The following is a 16,574-nucleotide window of genomic DNA, read 5'->3' as shown; positions in this document are numbered from 1 at the left end:
GGGGCGGGGCCCGGTGCCGGGCCGGCGGGTCCGCCCGGTCAGGACCCCACGCGCTCCACGACGAGCTCGCGGACGCGGGCGGCGTCGGCCTTGCCGCCCATCTGCTTCATCACCGCGCCGATGAGCGCCCCCGCGGCCTGGGCCTTGCCGCCGCGGATCTTCTCCACGACACCGGGGTTGGCGGCGATGGCCGCGTCGACGGCCGCCACGAGCGCGGACTCGTCGGAGACGACGGCCAGCCCGCGCGCGGCGACGACGTCCGCGGCGCTGCCCTCCCCGGCGAGCATGCCCTCCAGCGCCTCGCGCGCCAGGCGGTCGGTGAGCGTGCCGGCGTCGACGAGGGCCTGCAGCTCGGCCACCGCGGCCGGCGTCACCGGCAGCGAGGACAGCTCCACGCCCTCGGCGTTCGCGCGCCGCGACAGCTCGCCGGTCCACCACTTGCGCGCGGCGGCGGGCGGGGCGCCGGCGGCGACGGTCGCCTCGACGAGCTCGACGGCACCGGCGTTGACGGTGTCGCGGAACTCCGGGTCGGAGAAGCCCCACTCCGCCTGCAACCGCCGGCGCCGCTGCGCGGGCGGCTCCGGCAGCGTCGCGCGCAGCTGCTCCACCCACGCCGGGTCGGGCTCGATCGGCACGAGGTCGGGTTCGGGGAAGTAGCGGTAGTCCTCCGCGTCCGACTTCTCCCGCCCCGCCGTGGTCAGCCCGGTGTCCTCGTGCCAGTGGCGGGTCTCCTGCACGACCTTCTCGCCGGCGTCCAGGACGGCCGCGTGCCGGGAGACCTCGTAGCGCACGGCGCGTTCCACCGAGCGCAGCGAGTTGACGTTCTTCGTCTCCGAGCGGGTGCCCAGCGGCGCGTCCGGGCTCGGGCGCAGCGACAGGTTGACGTCGCAGCGCAGCGAACCCTGCTCCATCTTCACGTCGGACACCTCGAGGGCGCGCAGCAGGTCGCGCAGGGCCGCCACGTAGGCGCGCGCCACGTCCGGTGCGCGGTCGCCGGTGCCCTCCAGCGGCCGGGTGACGATCTCGATGAGCGGGATGCCGGCGCGGTTGTAGTCCACCAGGGAGTACTCCGCGCCGTGGATGCGGCCGGTGGAGCCGCCGACGTGCAGCGACTTGCCGGTGTCCTCCTCCATGTGGGCGCGCTCGATCTGCACCCGGTAGGTGAACGCCGGCTTGGAGCCGTCCTCGCTGGCCGGCACGTCGACGTCCAGGTGGCCGTCGTAGGCGATCGGCTCGTCGTACTGCGAGGTCTGGAAGTTCTTCGGCATGTCCGGGTAGAAGTAGTTCTTCCGGGCGAACCGGCACGAGCTCGCGATCGTGCAGTTCAGCGCCAGCCCGATCCTGATCGCCGACTCCAGCGCCTTCGCGTTGAGCACCGGCATCGCACCCGGCAGCCCCAGCGAGGTGGGGTCCACCTGGGTGTTCGGCTCTGCGCCGAACTCCGTCGGCGCACCGGAGAACATCTTCGTCTTGGTGTTCAGCTCGACGTGTACCTCGAGGCCGAGGACCGGGTCGAACCGGCTGACGGCCTCGTCGTAGTCGACCAGCCCGACGCTCTGCGCGCTCATGCCGGCACTCCCTTCCACTCCGGGACCCGGGCGAGCAGCGGCCCGCCCCACTTCGCCACCAGCCGCGCCTCCAGCGCGGCACCCACCCGGTACAGCCGGTCGTCGGCCTGCTGCGGGGCCAGGACCTGCAACCCCACCGGCAGCCCGTCGGACAGCCCCGCGGGCAGCGACATGCCGGGGATGCCGGCGAGGTTCGCCGGGATCGTGGCGACGTCGCCGGCGTACATGGCCAGCGGGTCGTCCAGCTTCTCCCCCAGCCGGTAGGCGACCGTCGGCGCCGTCGGGGAGACGAGCACGTCGACCTTCCCGAAGGCCTCGGTGAAGTCGCGCTGCACGAGGGTGCGCACCTTCTGGGCGCTGCCGTAGTAGGCGTCGTAGTAGCCGGCCGACAGCGCGTAGGTGCCCAGCACGATGCGGCGCTTGGCCTCGTCGCCGAAACCGGCGGCGCGCGTGGCGCGCATGACCTGCTCGGCCGTCACGTGCTCGCCCTCGGGGACCACCCGCAGGCCGTAGCGCATGCCGTCGAACTTGGCGAGGTTGCTGGAGGCCTCGCTGGGCAGGATGAGGTAGTACGCCGCGAGGGCGTGGACGATGTTCGGCAGGCTCAGCTCGACGACCTCGGCGCCGGCGGCGCGCAGCTCGTCGAGGGCCTCGGTGAACCGGGCGAGCACGCCGGGTTCGTAGCCGTCGCCGGACAGCTCCCGCACGACGCCGACCCGCACCCCGCTCAGGTCGCCGTCGGCGCCCCGGCGGGCGGCGCCCACGACGTCGGGCACCGCGGCCGGGATCGAGGTGGAGTCGTACGGGTCGTGCCCGGCGATGACGGCGTGCAGCAGCGCCGTGTCGAGCACCGTGCGCGCGCACGGGCCGGCCTGGTCCAGCGAGCTGGCCAGCGCCACGAGCCCGTAGCGCGAGACGGCCCCGTAGGTCGGCTTGACGCCGACGGTGCCGGTGACGGCCGCGGGCTGGCGGATCGAGCCGCCGGTGTCCGAGCCGATGGTCAGCGGCGCCTCGAAGGCCGCCAGCGCCGCGGCCGAGCCGCCGCCGGAGCCGCCGGGGATGCGGGTGGCGTCCCACGGGTTGCGGGTGACGCCGAAGGCGGAGTGCTCCGTGGTGGAGCCCATCGCGAACTCGTCCATGTTCGTCTTGCCGAGCACGACCAGGCCGGCGGCGTGCAGCTCGCGCACGACGGTGGCGTCGTAGGGCGGCACCCAGCCCTCGAGCATCCGCGAGCCGCAGGTGGTGGGCATGCCGCGCGTGGTCAGCACGTCCTTGACGCCGATCGGGATCCCGGCCAGCGGGCCCAGCTCGGCACCGGAGGCGCGGTCGGCGTCGACCTGCCGGGCGCGGGCCAGGGCGCCCTCGGCGTCCACGTGCAGGAAGGCGTGGACGCCGGAGCCGTCGGGGTCGGCGGTGGGACCGTCGACGGCGGCGATGCGGTCCAGGTGGGCGCGGGTGACCTCCTCGGAGGAGACCACCCCGGCGCGCAGCGCCTGCGACAGGCGCGCGGCGTCCCAGCGGACCAGCTCGGCGACGGGCGTGCTCATGCTTCCTCCCCGAGGATCTGCGGGACCCGGAACCGGCCGTCCTCGGCCTCCGGGGCGCCCGCGAGCGCCTCCTCGGCGCTCAGCCCCGGGCGCACGACGTCGGGACGGGTCACGTTGGTCAGGGGCACGGGGTGCGAGGTGGCGGGCACGTCGTCGGTGACGACGGAGGCGACCTGGGCGACGGCGTCGAGGACCGCGTCGAGCTGGCCGGCCATGCGGTCCAGCTCCTCGTCGGTCATGTCGATGCGCGCCAGGCGCGCGAGGTGCTCGACCTCGGCTCGGGAGATGGCGGACACGGGAGTCGAGTCTATGGGGCCTGGACCGGCTCCTCGCCGACCGGCGCGGCGGCCCGCGGCGCCGGCGGCCGCGCGTGCCCGGGCGCGGGCTGCGCGGGGGACGGTGCGGCGGTCGCCGCGGCGGTGGCCAGCCAGCGCTGCAGCTGCCGGGGCGGCAGCGGCCGGCTGTGCAGGTAGCCCTGCGTCTCGTCGGCGCCGAGGTGGCGCAGGACCTGCAGCGCCTCGCCGTCCTCGACGCCCTCGGCGACGACCCGCATCCCCAGGCGGTGCGCCAGCGCGACGGTGGCCTGCACGATCGCCGCGGTGCGCTCCTCGCTGGTGACGCGCGCGGTGAAGGCGCGGTCCAGCTTCAGCTCCCCGGCGGGCAGGTCGGTGAGGTAGGCCAGCGAGGAGTAGCCGGTCCCGTAGTCGTCGATGCTCAGCCCGACGCCGCGGGCCACCAGGCTGTGGGCCACCGAGACGGCCAGGTCGGGGTCGCGCATGAGGGTCGTCTCGGTGATCTCCAGGACCAGCTGCTGCGCCGGCAGGCCGGTGCGCCGCAGCACGTCGTCGACGATCGGCAGCAGCCGCGGGTGCGCCAGCGAGCCGGCGGAGAGGTTGACCGACACCCGCAGCGGGGTGCCCGCCGCGCTCCAGGCGGCGGCCTGCGCGGCGGCGCGGTGCAGCAGGTGGACGGTGAGGTCGTCCATGAGGCCGTGCTCCTCGGCCAGCCCCAGGAAGGCCGCCGGGGCGAGCACCCCGCGCTGCGGGTGCTGCCAGCGCACCAGCGCCTCGGCGCCGACGACCCGGCCGGTGCGCGCGTGCACCTGCGGCTGGTAGTGCAGGACGAGCTCGTCGGCCAGCCGCGCCGGGTCCGCCAGCGCGGCCCGCAGGTCGGCGAGCAGCACGGCGCGCTCGCGGGTCGCCGCGTCCAGCTGCGCGTCGTAGCGGCTGGTCCCGCAGCGGGTGCCGCGGGCGCGGGCGAGGGCGGTGTCCGCGCGCCGCAGCAGCTCGTCGGCGCCGACGGTGCCGCCCGGCGCGCTCGCCACGCCGACGCTCACCGACAGCGGCCGGCCGGCGCGCGAGGCCACGGGCACGGCCGCCACGGCCGGCGCCAGGCGCTCGGCGAGCTCCAGCGCCGCGGCCTCGCCGGTGTCGGGCAGCAGGAGCGCGAAGGTGTCGCCGCTGACGCGGGCGAGCTCGCCGTCGGCGGGCAGGACCGCGCGCAGGGCGGCGGCGACCTCGCGCAGGACGAGGTCGCCGCCGTGGTGGCCCAGGCGCTCGTTGACGGCGCCGAAGTCGTCGACGTCGGCCAGCAGCAGCGCGGCGGGGCGGCGGGCGGGGAGGGCGGCGATGCCGGCCACCAGCGAGCGGCGGTTGGCAGCGCCGGTCAGCTCGTCGGTGCGGGCCTGCACCCGCGCCTGCGCCAGCTCCGACAGCCGCCGCACGAGGCGCACGAGGAGCACGGCGCTGACGGCGAGGCCGGCCAGGCTCCACAGCACCGCCGGGCGCACGCCCGAGCCGGGGCGCAGCGCGGCGAGCACCACGACGAGCAGGGCCACGCCCAGCACGCTGAGCGTCCCGGCCGCCGGGACGACGGCGCCGACGACGGCGGGCACGGGCGGGCACGAGCGGGCGACGGCCGCGCCGGTGACGACGACGGCCGCGGCGCAGGCCGCCCGCAGCCCGACCACGCCCGCCGAGCCGTCCGCGGCGACGGCGGCGGCGGCGGCCGACAGCCCGGCCAGCACCCCGGCCAGGCACCACAGCCGCGCGTCGCCGCGCGCCCCGCCGACGAAGGCCGTGACGACGGCGGTGCCGGTGAGGACCACGAGGACGGAGACGACGAGCAACCAGCCCTGCACCTGCCACGGCGACCAGCCGGTGAAGGCGGGGCTCCACCGCTCCAGCGCGGCGTTGCCGGCGGCCGTCAGCGCCAGGACCGCACCGGCGCAGCTCAGCGCGTGCCCGCCGTCGAGCACGTGCCGGCAGGCGGTGTTCCAGCGGACGGTGCCGTGGAAGACGAACGGGCCGGCCAGCAGCATCGCCGCCGCGGTGGGGACGCCGGCCAGCGCGTGCGGGGCCGGCACGAGCGACAGGGCCAGGTCCGCGGCCGCGGCGAGCAGCAGGGTGGCGGCGGCCGCGGTGAAGGAGCGCCAGGCGCGCGGGGCCACCGCCCGGTCGCGCACGCGCCGGTGCAGCTGCAGCGTCCCCGCGACGGCCGCCGCGAGCAGCACCGCGCCGAGCAGGCGGGCGTCCACGGCGGGCGCGGCGGCGGTGGCCACCAGCGCCACGAGCCCCACGCTCAGCGTCCCGACGAGCGCCCCGCGGGTGGCGGGCCGGGCGGTCACCGGGATCTGGATCACGGTCCAGTGATCGGTGCCGCCGCGGTGCTCGTCAATCGGAACGCGCGATCTGTGGTGCAGGTCACAAGGTGGTCAGCCGACTGCAACCGGACCGTCACCGTCCACCCCTTGCGGGCGCTCCGCACCGTCGCCCACTGTGAGCCTCACGGAGCGCCACCGTCGAACAGTGGGGTCGTCGTGGGAAGCACCCTGTCCAAGCGCTTGACGGCCGAGTTCATCGGCACCTTCTGGCTCGTGTTCACCGGGTGCGGCAGCGCGGTCCTGGCGGCGACCTTCCCCGACGTGGGCATCGGCCTGCTCGGCGTCAGCCTGGCGTTCGGGCTGTCGGTCCTGACGATGGCCTACGCCTTCGGCCACCTCTCCGGCGGCCACTTCAACCCGGCGGTCTCGCTGGGCCTGCTCCTGGCGCGGCGCATGCCCGTCCGCGACTTGCTGCCCTACGTGGTCACGCAGGTGGTGGCCGCCGTCGCCGCCGCCGCGGTCCTGCACGCCGTCGCCAGCGGGCGGGCCGGCTTCTCGGCGAGCGGGAGCGGGTTCGCGGCCAACGGCTACGGCGAGCACTCCCCCGGCGGGTACGGGTTGGCCGCGGCGCTGCTCGTGGAGGTGGTCATGACCGCCTTCTTCCTGCTCGTCATCCTCGGCGCCACCGACCGCCGGGCCGCGCAGGGCTTCGGGCCGCTCGCCATCGGCCTGGCCCTCACCCTCGTCCACCTCGTGAGCATCCCCGTCACCAACACCTCGGTGAACCCGGCCCGCTCCACCGGCCAGGCGCTCTTCGTGGGCGGCTGGGCGCTGGCCCAGCTGTGGGTGTTCTGGCTCGCTCCGCTCGTCGGGGGCGCCGTCGCCGGCCTGGCCTACCGCTTCCTCACGGGCGAGACCGGCACGGCGGCCGCCGCCCGCGAGGGCCAGGACGTCGACGCCGCCGCCAGCGACGCCCACGACGCCCCCGTCGACCTCACCACCGGCGCGGACGAGGCCGCGCGGCGACGCTGACCGCCCCGTTCACCCGGTGGTGGGCGCCTCCTGCTCGGCCTCCTGCTCGGCCTCCGGCAGCGCGACGGCGTCCGGTCCGCCCTCCAGCAGCGCCGCGAAGCCGTCCTCGTCGAGGACGCGCACGCCCAGCTGCTGCGCCTTGTCGGCCTTGGAGCCGGGCGCATCGCCGACGACGACGAAGGAGGTCTTCTTCGACACCCCGCTGGAGGCCTTGCCGCCGCGGGCCAGGATCGCCTCCTTGGCCTCGTCGCGGGAGAAGCGCGCCAGCGAGCCGGTGACGACGATCGTCAGCCCCTCCAGCGTGCGCGGGGTGGACTCGTCGCGCTCGTCGGCCATCCGCACCCCGGCCTCGCGCCACTTGCGCACGACGTCGCGGTGCCAGTCCACCTCCAGCCACTCGCGCACGGCCTCGGCGATGGTCGGGCCGACGCCCTCGGCGGCGGCCAGCTCCTCGGTGGAGGCGGCCTCGATCGCCTCCACGGTGCCGAAGCGCCCCGCCAGCGCCCGCGCGGCCGTCGGGCCGACGTGGCGGATCGACAGCGCCACCAGCACCCGCCACAGCGGCTGGGACCTCGCCGCCGCGAGGTTGGCCAGCAGCCGCCGGCCGTTGGCCGACAGCGAGCCGTTCTTGTTCGTGAACAGCGGGACCTTCAGCAGGTCGTCCTCGGTGAGCGTGAACAGGTCGCCCTCGTCGGTGATCACCCCCGCCCGCAGCAGCGCCGTGGCGGCCTCGTAGCCGAGCGCCTCGACGTCGAAGGCGCCGCGGCCGGCGACGTGGAACACCCGCTCGCGCAGCTGCGCGGGGCAGCTGCGCGCGTTCGGGCAGCGGATGTCCACGTCGTCGGCGCGCTCGCGCCGCAGCGGGGTGCCGCACTCGGGGCAGGTGGTGGGGAAGACGAACTCGCGCTCGTCGCCGGTGCGCAGGTCCACGACGGGCCCGACGACCTCGGGGATGACGTCCCCGGCCTTGCGGACGATCACGGTGTCGCCGATGAGCACGCCCTTGCGCTTGACCTCGTCGGCGTTGTGCAGCGTCGACAGCTGGACGGTGGACCCGCTGACGTGCACCGGCTCCAGGAACGCGAAGGGGGTGACCCGGCCGGTGCGGCCGACGTTGACGCGGATGTCGTGCAGCTTCGTCGTCACCTCCTCCGGCGGGTACTTGAAGGCGATCGCCCACCGGGGGGCGCGCGAGGTCGCGCCCAGCCTGCGCTGCAGCGGCACCTGGTCGACCTTGACGACGACCCCGTCGATCTCGTGCTCGACGTCGTGGCGGTGCTCGCCGTAGTGCCGCACGTACTCGGCGACCTCGGGCAGGGTGTCGACGACCCGGGTGCGCGAGGACGTCGGCAGCCCCCAGGCGGCGAGCTTCTCGTACGCCTCCGACTGGGTGGCGTTCTCCATGCCGCGGCGCGCGCCGACGCCGTGGACGAGCACGCGCAGCGGCCGGGTGGCCGTCACCCGCGGGTCCTTCTGCCGCAGCGAGCCCGCCGCGGCGTTGCGGGGGTTGGCGAACGGGGCCTTCCCGGCGTCCATCAGCGACTCGTTGAGCGCCTCGAAGGCGGCGACCTCGAAGAAGACCTCCCCGCGCACCTCGAGGAACTCCGGCACGTCCGCCCCCGCGAGCCGGGCCGGGACGTCGTCGATGGTGCGCACGTTGAACGTCACGTCCTCGCCCGTGCGCCCGTCCCCGCGGGTGACCCCGCGCACCAGCCGCCCGCCCTCGTACACCAGGTCGATCGCCAGGCCGTCGATCTTCGGCTCGCACAGGTAGCGGACCCCCGCGCCGACCTCCTTCTCCACCCGCGCCGCCCACGCGGACAGCTCGTCGGTGGAGAAGGCGTTGTCGAGGCTGAGCATCCGCTCGGGGTGGTCGACGGTGGCGAACTCGGTGGAGAAGGTGCCGCCGACGGTCTGGGTGGGCGAGTCCGGGGTGCGCAGCTCGGGGTGGCGCTCCTCCAGGGCGCGCAGCTCGCGCTCCAGGGCGTCGTACTCGCCGTCGCTCAGCGGCGAGGCGTTGCGCACGTAGTAGGCGAAGCGCGCGGCCTCGATCCGCGCCGCGAGCTCCTCCCAGCGGTGCCGCGCCTGCGCGGGGACCGCCGGCCGCTCGCCGCCGAGGTCGTCAGTGGTGGTCTCGCTCACGGGGCCATCCTGCCGCGAGGGGCCGACACGTGCCCGCGAGCACCCGCCCGCGCCGCGGGCACGGCGGGCGCACGGCGGGCGCGGGGCGTTCACCGGGCCGTCGCCCGGGCGACGCGCGGGCGACGCCCGGCCGGAGGGCGCCGTCCCTACGGTCGCGGCCGTGACCACGACCCCCCTCGGCGCACCCCGCCGCTCCCCCCGCCCCGCCCGCCCCGCCCGCCGCAGCGCGGCCCTCGTCGCCGCCCTGGCCGCCGCGGCCCTCGCGGGCGGCGCCGTCGCCAGCGCGTCCGCCGACGACCGCGCGCCCTCCCGCGACGTGCCCGCCCAGAGCGCCAAGCTCGTCTCCCGCCACGTCCTGCCGGCCGCCACGTTCGGCGAGCCCGTCCCGAGCGGTTCCGCGATCGAGACCGCCAACGGCGTGGCCGTGCCGTTCGAGGCCCAGCCGGTGCAGGGCTTCTCCGGCAACCTCGTCCAGCCCGACGGCAGCTACCTCGTGCTCTCCGACAACGGGTACGGCACCAAGGCCAACAGCGCCGACTTCCTGCTCACCGTGCACCGCCTGCAGCCGGGCGCCGACGGCGCGCTGAGCGTCGTGGCGGGCGGTTTCTCCCTGTCCGACCCGTACCACCACGTCGGCTGGCCGCTGACGCGCGAGGACCGCCGCCTCACCGGCGCCGACTTCGACCTCGAGTCGTTCCGCCAGGCCCCCGACGGCACGTTCTGGTTCGGCGAGGAGTTCGGCCCCTACCTGCTGCACACCGACGCCGCCGGCCGCCTGCTCCAGGCGCCCGTGCCGCTGCCCGGCGTCGCCTCCCCCGACAACCCCCAGCTCGGGGACGCGACGCCGAACCTGGCCTCCTCCAAGGGGTTCGAGGGCATGGCGGCCTCCGCCGACGGGCGCTACCTGTTCCCGATGCTCGAGGGCGCCGTGGCCGGTGACGACCCGCAGGACCTGCGCGTCCTGCGCTACGACACGGAGCAGGGCCGCTACCGCGGCGAGGAGTTCACCTACCGGCTGGAGTCGCCGGGCAACGCCATCGGCGACCTCACCCAGGTCGACGACCACCGCTTCCTCGTCCTCGAGCGCGACAACGGCCAGGGCCCGACCGCCGTGTTCAAGGCCGTGTTCCTCGTCGACACCAGCGTCACGGACGCGAGCGGGCACCCGCTCAAGACCCAGCTGGTGAACCTCATGGCGGTCCCCGACCCGGACGGGGTGGCCGGCGAGCTCAGCGCGGCCTCGGGGTTCCTGACGTTCCCCTTCACCACCATCGAGAGCGTCGACGTCCTCGACGAGCACACCATCGTCGTCGGCAACGACAACAACTACCCGTTCTCCGACGGCCGCGTCGACGGGCAGCCCGACGACGACGAGTTCATCGGCATCCAGGTGCAGGCCGACCTGCGCTGACCCCGGGCCGGGCCCGCGCCGGCGCGGCGGGGGCGACCGGGTTCAGCCGGCCGTCCCCGTCGCCCGCCGCAGCACCACGAACTCCAGGTCGTCGCGGCGCGGGCGCCCGAACCGCTCGTCGCCGTACGGGAACGGCCTGCGCTCGCCGGTGCGGCGGAAACCCCTGCGCTCGTACCAGGCCAGCAGGTCCGCCCGCTGGGCGATGACCGTCATCTCCAGCGCCTGCGCGCCCCAGCGGCGCACCGCCTGCGCGTCCGCCTCGGCCAGCAGGCGCCCGCCCAGGCCGGCGCCCTGCTGCGCCGGGTCCACCGCGAAGGTGCCGAAGTAGGCCGAGGTCCCCACCGAGCGCAGCTCGCAGCAGCCGAGCAGCCGCCCGTCCACCTCGGCCAGCAGCAGCACGGAGCCGGGGTCGTGCAGGACCGCGGCGATGCCCGCGGGATCGGTGCGCTGCCCGTCGAGCAGGTCCGCCTCGGTCGTCCAGCCCCGCCGGCTGGACTCCCCGCGGTAGGCCGACTCCACGAGCGCCACGACGGCGGGCACGTCCTCGGCGCGCGCCTCGCGGAAGGCGGGAGCGGCGGGCTCAGTCACCGGAGCTCTCCGCGACGGCGGCACCGGCCTCGCGCAGCCGGCCCAGCAGCGGGCGCACCGCGGCCGGGTCCAGCGCCTGCAGCCCCTCCGCGGGGGTCAGCACGACGTCGGCGAGCAGCGCGGCGGGCAGCCCCACCCGCCGCCAGGGCACCCGCAGCGCGTCGACGAGCGCGGGCACCGCCGGCGGGTCGGCGACCACCGGCAGGACCCCGGCCCACAACCGCACCCCCGCCTCGACGGTCGCGGCCAGCGACTCCCAGCCCAGCGGCCCCAGCCCGCGCACGTCGAGGGCGACGGCGTCCGCGCCCACCTCCCGCACCAGCGCCAGCGGCGGCTCGTCGGCGGCCAGCCGCACGAGCGGCCGCGCGCCGGCGGCGCGCACGGCGTCCACGACCGCGCGCAGCCCGTCGCGCACCTCCGCCTGCGGGACGGCGCGCAGCGTGCCGTAGCCGGACTGGGTCGGCAGCCGCCCGGCCAGCACCGCGGGCACCGAGGGCTCCTCCACCTGCACGAGCACCTGCGCCCCCGGCACCAGGCGCCGCACGTCGGCCACGTGCGCGCCGATCCCCTCGGCCAGCGAGGCCACGACGTCGCGGCGCGCCCCCGGGTCGCTGACGCTGCGCTCGCCGCGGGCCAGCTCGACCGCGGCCAGCAGCGACCACGGGCCGACGACGGCCAGCGCCAGCGGCCCCGACCAGCCCGCGCCGGCCTCGGCCAGCTCGTCGAGGTCGGCGCGCAGGAAGGAGGACGCCCGCCGGGCGTCGCGGCCGGGCGCGTCGACGAAGCGCCAGCCCGCGGGCTGCAGGTCCACCGGCAGGTCCACCAGCAGCGCCGCGGTGCGCCCCACCGGGTCGGCGCCGGGCCCGCGCGCCGGCAGCTGCGCCAGGTGCGGCACGTGCGGCGCCTCGCCGAGCTCGCCGAACACCGTCCGCGCGGCCTCGCGCGGGTCCTCCCCCGGCATCGGGCCCAGACCCGTCACCGCACCCGCGGCGCCGCCCGGCGCCGCCGCCCGCTCCTGCTCGTCCGTGGCCACGACCGCGACGGTACCGGCCGCCGCATCCCCCGAAGGTCGGACCCGGGACCAGCCGTCCGTCCGTCGACGGCGCGCGCGCCGGTGCGGGTGGATGGACGCACAGGGACCACCCAGCTGCCGGCCCCCGGTGGCCGCACGAGAGGTTGACGATGACCCAGCAGCGACCCCGCAGGAGCCTGGCGGCCCTCGCGAGCACGACGACGGCGGCGATCGCGGGCACCCTGCTGCTCGGCGCCGTCCCCGCCGCGGCCGACACCACCACGACCGCCCCCACGGCCACGCTGCCCGGCAGCGGGCGGCTGTCGGCGCTGGCCGCGGCGCGGCCGGCGACCCTGGAGCAGGCGCAGGCGCAGTTCGAGCAGCGCACCCCGGCCGCCCTGCGCGAGCAGCGGCCGGTGTGGGCCCCGTGCACCGCCGAGCAGTTCAACCCGCTCGAGGTGCAGCTCGGGGTCCTGGAGCTGGGGCTGGAGTGCGCGGTCGTCACCGTGCCGCGCGACTGGGACGAGCCCACCGCGGGCGAGCCGCTGAGCATCGCGATCAGCCGCGTCCACCGCGAGGGCCCGCGCCCGGAGCGGACCGTCCTGACCAACCCCGGCGGCCCCGGCGGCGCCGGGCTGTCGATGGCCGTCTACGGGACGATCGGGGCCCTCACGGGCACCGAGGTCGTCGGCGTCGACGTCCGCGGCACCGGCGCGAGCACCTCCCTGGAGTGCGGCGACGAGGTCGTGGCCGCCAACGCCGCCCTGCCGGACCCGCGCGACCGCTCCGACGCCGCGCTGGACCGCACGGCCGAGCTGGTCTCCGCGGCGGCCCGGGCCTGCCAGCAGGACCCGCTGGCCCCGGTGGTCACCACCGAGCAGACCGTCGCCGACCTCGACCTCGTGCGCGCGGTGCTGGAGCGCGAGACCGTCGACTGGGTCGGCGTCTCCGGCGGCACCTGGCTGGGCGCGCAGTACGCCACCTACTTCCCCGCCCGCGTCGGCCGGTTCGTGCTCGACTCCAACGTCGACGTGACCGCCGGCTGGCAGCAGGCGTTCGAGCACCAGCCGATGGCCTTCCAGCGCCGCTTCGACGAGGACTTCCGCCCGTGGGCGGCGCGGTGGTCGTGGCTGTTCCGCCTCGGCGCGGACCCGGCCGCGGTCACGCGCACCTACGAGGAGGTCCGCGCCGGCCTGGCCGTCGAGCCGCTGCAGGTGCCCGGCGTGGGGGCCGTCACCCCCCAGCTGCTGGACGGCGTGACGGCGAGCAACATGTACAGCAAGCAGAGCTTCGAGAGCCAGGCGTGGACGATGCTCTACCTGCGCGCCGCGCTGCTGGCCCGCTCCGCGGGCGACCTGCTGGGCGTGCAGCGGGCCACCGCCCAGGCGGGCGAGGCGATGGTCGCCGCCTCCCGCTTCGACGAGACCATGGCCGCCACCTTCCAGACCATCACCTGCAACGACACGGCGTGGACGCGCGGGCAGCGCGCCTGGGACGAGGCCGGCGACCGGTACGGCCAGCGGTACCCGCTGCTGGGGTGGTCGGTGACCAGCCAGCCGTGCGCCTACTACGACCGGCCCGAGCTGACGCTGCCGCGGCCCGACGGCCGCGACCTGCCGCCGCTGCTGGTCCTGCAGTCCACCCACGACCCGGCCACCGCCTACGAGGGGGCGCTGGAGACCGCCGCGGCGCTGCCCAGCTCGCGGATGGTCACCGTGGTGGACGAGGGCGACCACGGCGTCTACCTCACGGGCAACGCGTGCGTCGACGAGGTCGTCGACACCTTCCTGCTCACCGGCGCCGCCCCCGAGGGCGACGTGACCTGCCAGGGCACCGGCGTGCCGGCGCCCGGCACGCAGCTGCTCGACGGGCTGCTGCAGCTGCTGCGCCGGCCCGCGGCGGGCTGACGGGGGGACGACGGCGGGCTGGCGGCGGGGAGCCGGCCATGGGTGAGGATGGGCGCGTGAGCAGCACCCGCGCGCCCGTCCTCGTCCCTCCCGCCCCCGCGGCCGGCCCCGGCGGGAGCGCGCTCGGCGACGCGGCCGGTGACGCCGAGCGGCGCAGCGCCCTGCGGCGCATGCGGCTGCTGGCCACCGGCCTGCTCGTGCTGGCCGCCGCCGTCTACGCCCTCACCGCCGGCCGCGACGGCGCCTGGGGCTTCGTCAACGCCGGCGCCGAGGCGGCCATGGTCGGCGCCGTCGCCGACTGGTTCGCCGTCACGGCGATCTTCCGCCACCCGCTGCGGCTGCCGATCCCGCACACCGCGCTCATCCCCCGGCGCAAGGAGGCGCTCGGCAAGAGCCTGGAGCAGTTCGTCGCCGAGAACTTCCTCGCCGAGGACGTGGTGCGCGACAAGGTCGCCCGCGCGGGCATCCCCCGCCGGGCGGGCGCCTGGCTGGCCGAGCGCGGCGGCGCGGCCCGCGTCGTCGACGAGGCCGCGACCGTCCTGACCGGCGCGCTGGGGATCCTGCGCGACGAGGAGGTCACCGCCGTCATCGACCAGGTCCTCGTGCGCCGCCTGGGCGCGCAGGCGTGGAGCCCGGCGCTGGGGCGGCTGCTGGCCGAGGTGGTGCGCGACGGCACCCACCACCCCGTCGTCGACCTGACGCTCGCCGAGGCCCAGCGCTGGCTGCGCGGCAACGAGGCCCTGGTGCGCCGCCTCGTCGAGGAGCGCGCACCGCTGTGGGCGCCGGACTGGCTCAACGAGCGCCTCGGCCGGCGCGTCTACACCGAGGCCCAGCGCTGGGTCGACGACGTCGCCGCCGACCCCGACCACCAGGGCAGGCGCGCCATCGACGACCTGCTCGCCCGCTACGCCGACGCCCTGCAGAACGACCCCGAGACGCGCGCCAAGGCCGACGAGTTCCAGCAGCGGCTGCTGAGCTCCCCCGGGCTGGCCGACACCGTCGCGGGCCTGTGGTCGAGCGTGCGGGGCTTCCTGCTCGACGCCCTCGCCGACCCGGCCTCCTCGCTGCGCGTGCGCAGCGAGGAGGCGCTCGTCGACGTGGGCCGCCGGATGGTCACCGACGACGCCTTCGCGCTGCGCGTCCAGGGCCACCTCATCGACGCCGCCGGGCACGTCGTGCGGCGGTTCGCGCCCGAGCTGGCCACGGTGATCTCGGACACGGTGGCCCGCTGGGACGGTGACGACGCCGCGCGCCGCATCGAGCTGCACGTCGGGCGCGACCTGCAGTTCATCCGCATCAACGGCACCGTCGTGGGCGGGCTGGTCGGCCTGGTGATCCACGCGCTGACCGTCCTGCTGGGCTGAGCGCCCCGCCGGGCCGAGCGTCCCGCTGGGCCGGGCGTCCCGGGCGGCCGCCCGCGTGCGGCCGCCCGGGCGCCGACGTAGCGTCTGGCCGGTGACAGGCACCGGCTCCAGCGGATACGTCAACCCCTCCGGTTCCTACCGGCGCGACCAGCGGTACCTGACGACGCGCATCACCGCGGACGGCCGCGACGGCTGGCCCGTGGAGGCCGGCCGGTACCGCCTCGTCGTCAGCCGCGCCTGCCCGTGGGCGCACCGGGCGGTCGTCGTGCGCCGGCTGCTGGGGCTGGAGGCGGCGCTGTCGATGGGGATCTGCGGGCCCACCCACGACGAGCGCAGCTGGACCTTCGACCTCGACCCCGGCGGCCGCGACCCGGTGCTGGGCATCGAGCGGCTGCAGGAGGCCTTCTTCGCCCGCGACCCCGACTACCCGCTGGGCATCACCGTGCCGGCCATCGTCGACGTGCCCACCGGCCAGGTGGTCACCAACGACTTCGCGCAGATGACGATCGACCTGTCGCTGGAGTGGCGCGAGCACCACCGCCCCGGCGCGCCGGAGCTGTACCCCGAGCACCTGCGCGAGGAGATCGACGAGGTGGACCGGCAGGTGTTCCGCGACGTCAACAACGGCGTCTACCGGGCCGGGTTCGCCGGCACCCAGGACGCCTACGACAAGGCCTACCGGCGGCTGTTCGACCGGCTCGACGTCCTCTCGGAGCGGCTGTCGCGGCAGCGCTACCTCGTCGGCGACACGATCACCGAGGCGGACGTGCGGCTGTTCACCACGCTGGCCCGCTTCGACGCCGTCTACCACGGCCACTTCAAGTGCAACCGGCACAAGCTCACCGAGATGCCGGTGCTGTGGGCCTACTTCCGCGACCTGTTCCAGACGCCGGGATTCGGCGACACCGTCGACCTCGACCACGTCAAGCGGCACTACTACGTCGTGCACCGCGACATCAACCCCACCCAGGTGGTGCCCGCGGGACCGGACACCAGCGGCTGGTGGGCGCCGCACGGGCGCGAGGAGCTCGGCGGCCGGCCCTTCGGCGACGGCACCCCGCCCCCGCCGCCGGTGCCCGCCGAGGTCGTGCCCGCCGACCACCGGCCCTGAGCGCGCCCGCCCCGGAGGCCCGCCCGGGCGCACCGGGGCAGGGCCGATCGGGTGGTCGCCGGGCGCGCAGGCTCCGGCGGCGGCCCCGGCGTCCCGACACCCCGGTGTGGACCCGGTCGCCCAGCCCCTGCGCCGCCGCCTCGACGCGGCGCTCGCCCTGCTGCCGCGCGGCCGGGAGCTGCCCGCGGAGGTCTGGGCGCGCCGGCACCGCACCATCGTGCGGATCGCCGCGCTGCAGGCCCTGGCGCTGTTCGTCTTCGGCACCGCCCGCGGGCTGGACCTGCTGACGT

General features: G+C 76.5%; 12 protein-coding genes. 5 read left to right on the top strand and 7 right to left on the bottom strand.

Annotated elements, in window-relative coordinates; all coding sequences use genetic code 11:
- Positions 1-38 precede the first annotated feature (38 nt).
- Genes gatB through ACRYM2_RS12395 form a run of 4 tightly spaced genes read right to left on the bottom strand, consistent with a single transcriptional unit; the run spans position 39 to position 5,756 of the window.
- Entirely contained in the window at positions 39-1,568 is a 1,530-nt protein-coding gene (gene gatB / locus ACRYM2_RS12410; protein WP_432522694.1) for an Asp-tRNA(Asn)/Glu-tRNA(Gln) amidotransferase subunit GatB, read from the bottom strand.
- The gene (gatA, locus tag ACRYM2_RS12405; protein WP_432522693.1) at positions 1,565-3,115 is read right to left on the bottom strand and encodes an Asp-tRNA(Asn)/Glu-tRNA(Gln) amidotransferase subunit GatA; all 1,551 of its coding nucleotides are present in this window, start codon (positions 3,113-3,115) and stop codon (positions 1,565-1,567) included. Before gatA ends, gatB begins: the two co-directional genes overlap by 4 nt.
- Positions 3,112-3,411, bottom strand: a complete 300-nt coding sequence (gene gatC, locus ACRYM2_RS12400; protein ID WP_166616450.1) for an Asp-tRNA(Asn)/Glu-tRNA(Gln) amidotransferase subunit GatC — start codon at positions 3,409-3,411, stop codon at positions 3,112-3,114. Before gatC ends, gatA begins: the two co-directional genes overlap by 4 nt.
- 11 nt (positions 3,412-3,422) lie before the next feature.
- Positions 3,423-5,756 (bottom strand): putative bifunctional diguanylate cyclase/phosphodiesterase, encoded by a 2,334-nt coding sequence (locus tag ACRYM2_RS12395; protein WP_432522692.1) that lies wholly within the window; start codon positions 5,754-5,756, stop codon positions 3,423-3,425.
- Between the two features lie 189 nt (positions 5,757-5,945).
- On the opposite strand from ACRYM2_RS12395, the gene aqpZ reads away from it, so the two are divergent.
- Entirely contained in the window at positions 5,946-6,749 is an 804-nt protein-coding gene (gene aqpZ, locus ACRYM2_RS12390) for an aquaporin Z (RefSeq protein WP_432522696.1), read from the top strand.
- 9 nt (positions 6,750-6,758) lie between these two features.
- On the opposite strand, the gene ligA is transcribed toward aqpZ, so the two are convergent.
- The gene (ligA, locus tag ACRYM2_RS12385) at positions 6,759-8,891 is read right to left on the bottom strand and encodes an NAD-dependent DNA ligase LigA (RefSeq protein ID WP_432522691.1); all 2,133 of its coding nucleotides are present in this window, start codon (positions 8,889-8,891) and stop codon (positions 6,759-6,761) included.
- 160 nt (positions 8,892-9,051) lie between these two features.
- Between ligA and ACRYM2_RS12380 the strand changes: the two genes are divergently transcribed.
- Positions 9,052-10,302 (top strand): esterase-like activity of phytase family protein, encoded by a 1,251-nt coding sequence (locus tag ACRYM2_RS12380; RefSeq protein WP_432522690.1) that lies wholly within the window; start codon positions 9,052-9,054, stop codon positions 10,300-10,302.
- Between the two features lie 42 nt (positions 10,303-10,344).
- Here the strand turns inward: ACRYM2_RS12380 and ACRYM2_RS12375 are convergent, their stop codons facing one another.
- Together ACRYM2_RS12375 and ACRYM2_RS12370 are read right to left on the bottom strand one after the other, a co-directional pair.
- Positions 10,345-10,890, bottom strand: coding sequence for a GNAT family N-acetyltransferase (locus ACRYM2_RS12375; RefSeq protein WP_432522689.1), 546 nt, complete (start codon positions 10,888-10,890; stop codon positions 10,345-10,347).
- Positions 10,883-11,923, bottom strand: a complete 1,041-nt coding sequence (locus ACRYM2_RS12370; protein ID WP_432522687.1) for a uroporphyrinogen decarboxylase/cobalamine-independent methonine synthase family protein — start codon at positions 11,921-11,923, stop codon at positions 10,883-10,885. The genes ACRYM2_RS12375 and ACRYM2_RS12370 overlap by 8 nt, the downstream gene beginning before the upstream one ends.
- Before the next feature lie 149 nt (positions 11,924-12,072).
- Between ACRYM2_RS12370 and ACRYM2_RS12365 the strand changes: the two genes are divergently transcribed.
- From ACRYM2_RS12365 to ACRYM2_RS12355, 3 genes are all read left to right on the top strand, one after another.
- Positions 12,073-13,809: an alpha/beta hydrolase gene (locus ACRYM2_RS12365; RefSeq protein WP_432522686.1), complete on the top strand. Its 1,737-nt coding sequence runs from the start codon at positions 12,073-12,075 to the stop codon at positions 13,807-13,809.
- A 56-nt stretch (positions 13,810-13,865) separates the two neighbouring features.
- Positions 13,866-15,173 carry a DUF445 domain-containing protein gene (locus ACRYM2_RS12360; protein ID WP_432522685.1) on the top strand — a complete coding sequence of 436 codons (1,308 nt, stop codon included), beginning with the start codon at positions 13,866-13,868 and terminating at the stop codon, positions 15,171-15,173.
- Between the two features lie 91 nt (positions 15,174-15,264).
- Positions 15,265-16,284 (top strand): glutathione S-transferase family protein, encoded by a 1,020-nt coding sequence (locus tag ACRYM2_RS12355; protein ID WP_432522684.1) that lies wholly within the window; start codon positions 15,265-15,267, stop codon positions 16,282-16,284.
- Positions 16,285-16,574: the final 290 nt, after the last annotated feature.

It is taken from the genome of Kineococcus aridisoli (assembly GCF_050871885.1).
In the GTDB taxonomy this organism is placed as follows: Bacteria; Actinomycetota; Actinomycetes; order Actinomycetales; family Kineococcaceae; genus Kineococcus.
Note: the sequence above shows the minus strand (reverse complement) of the source record. Positions and strands in the feature narration are given on the sequence as shown.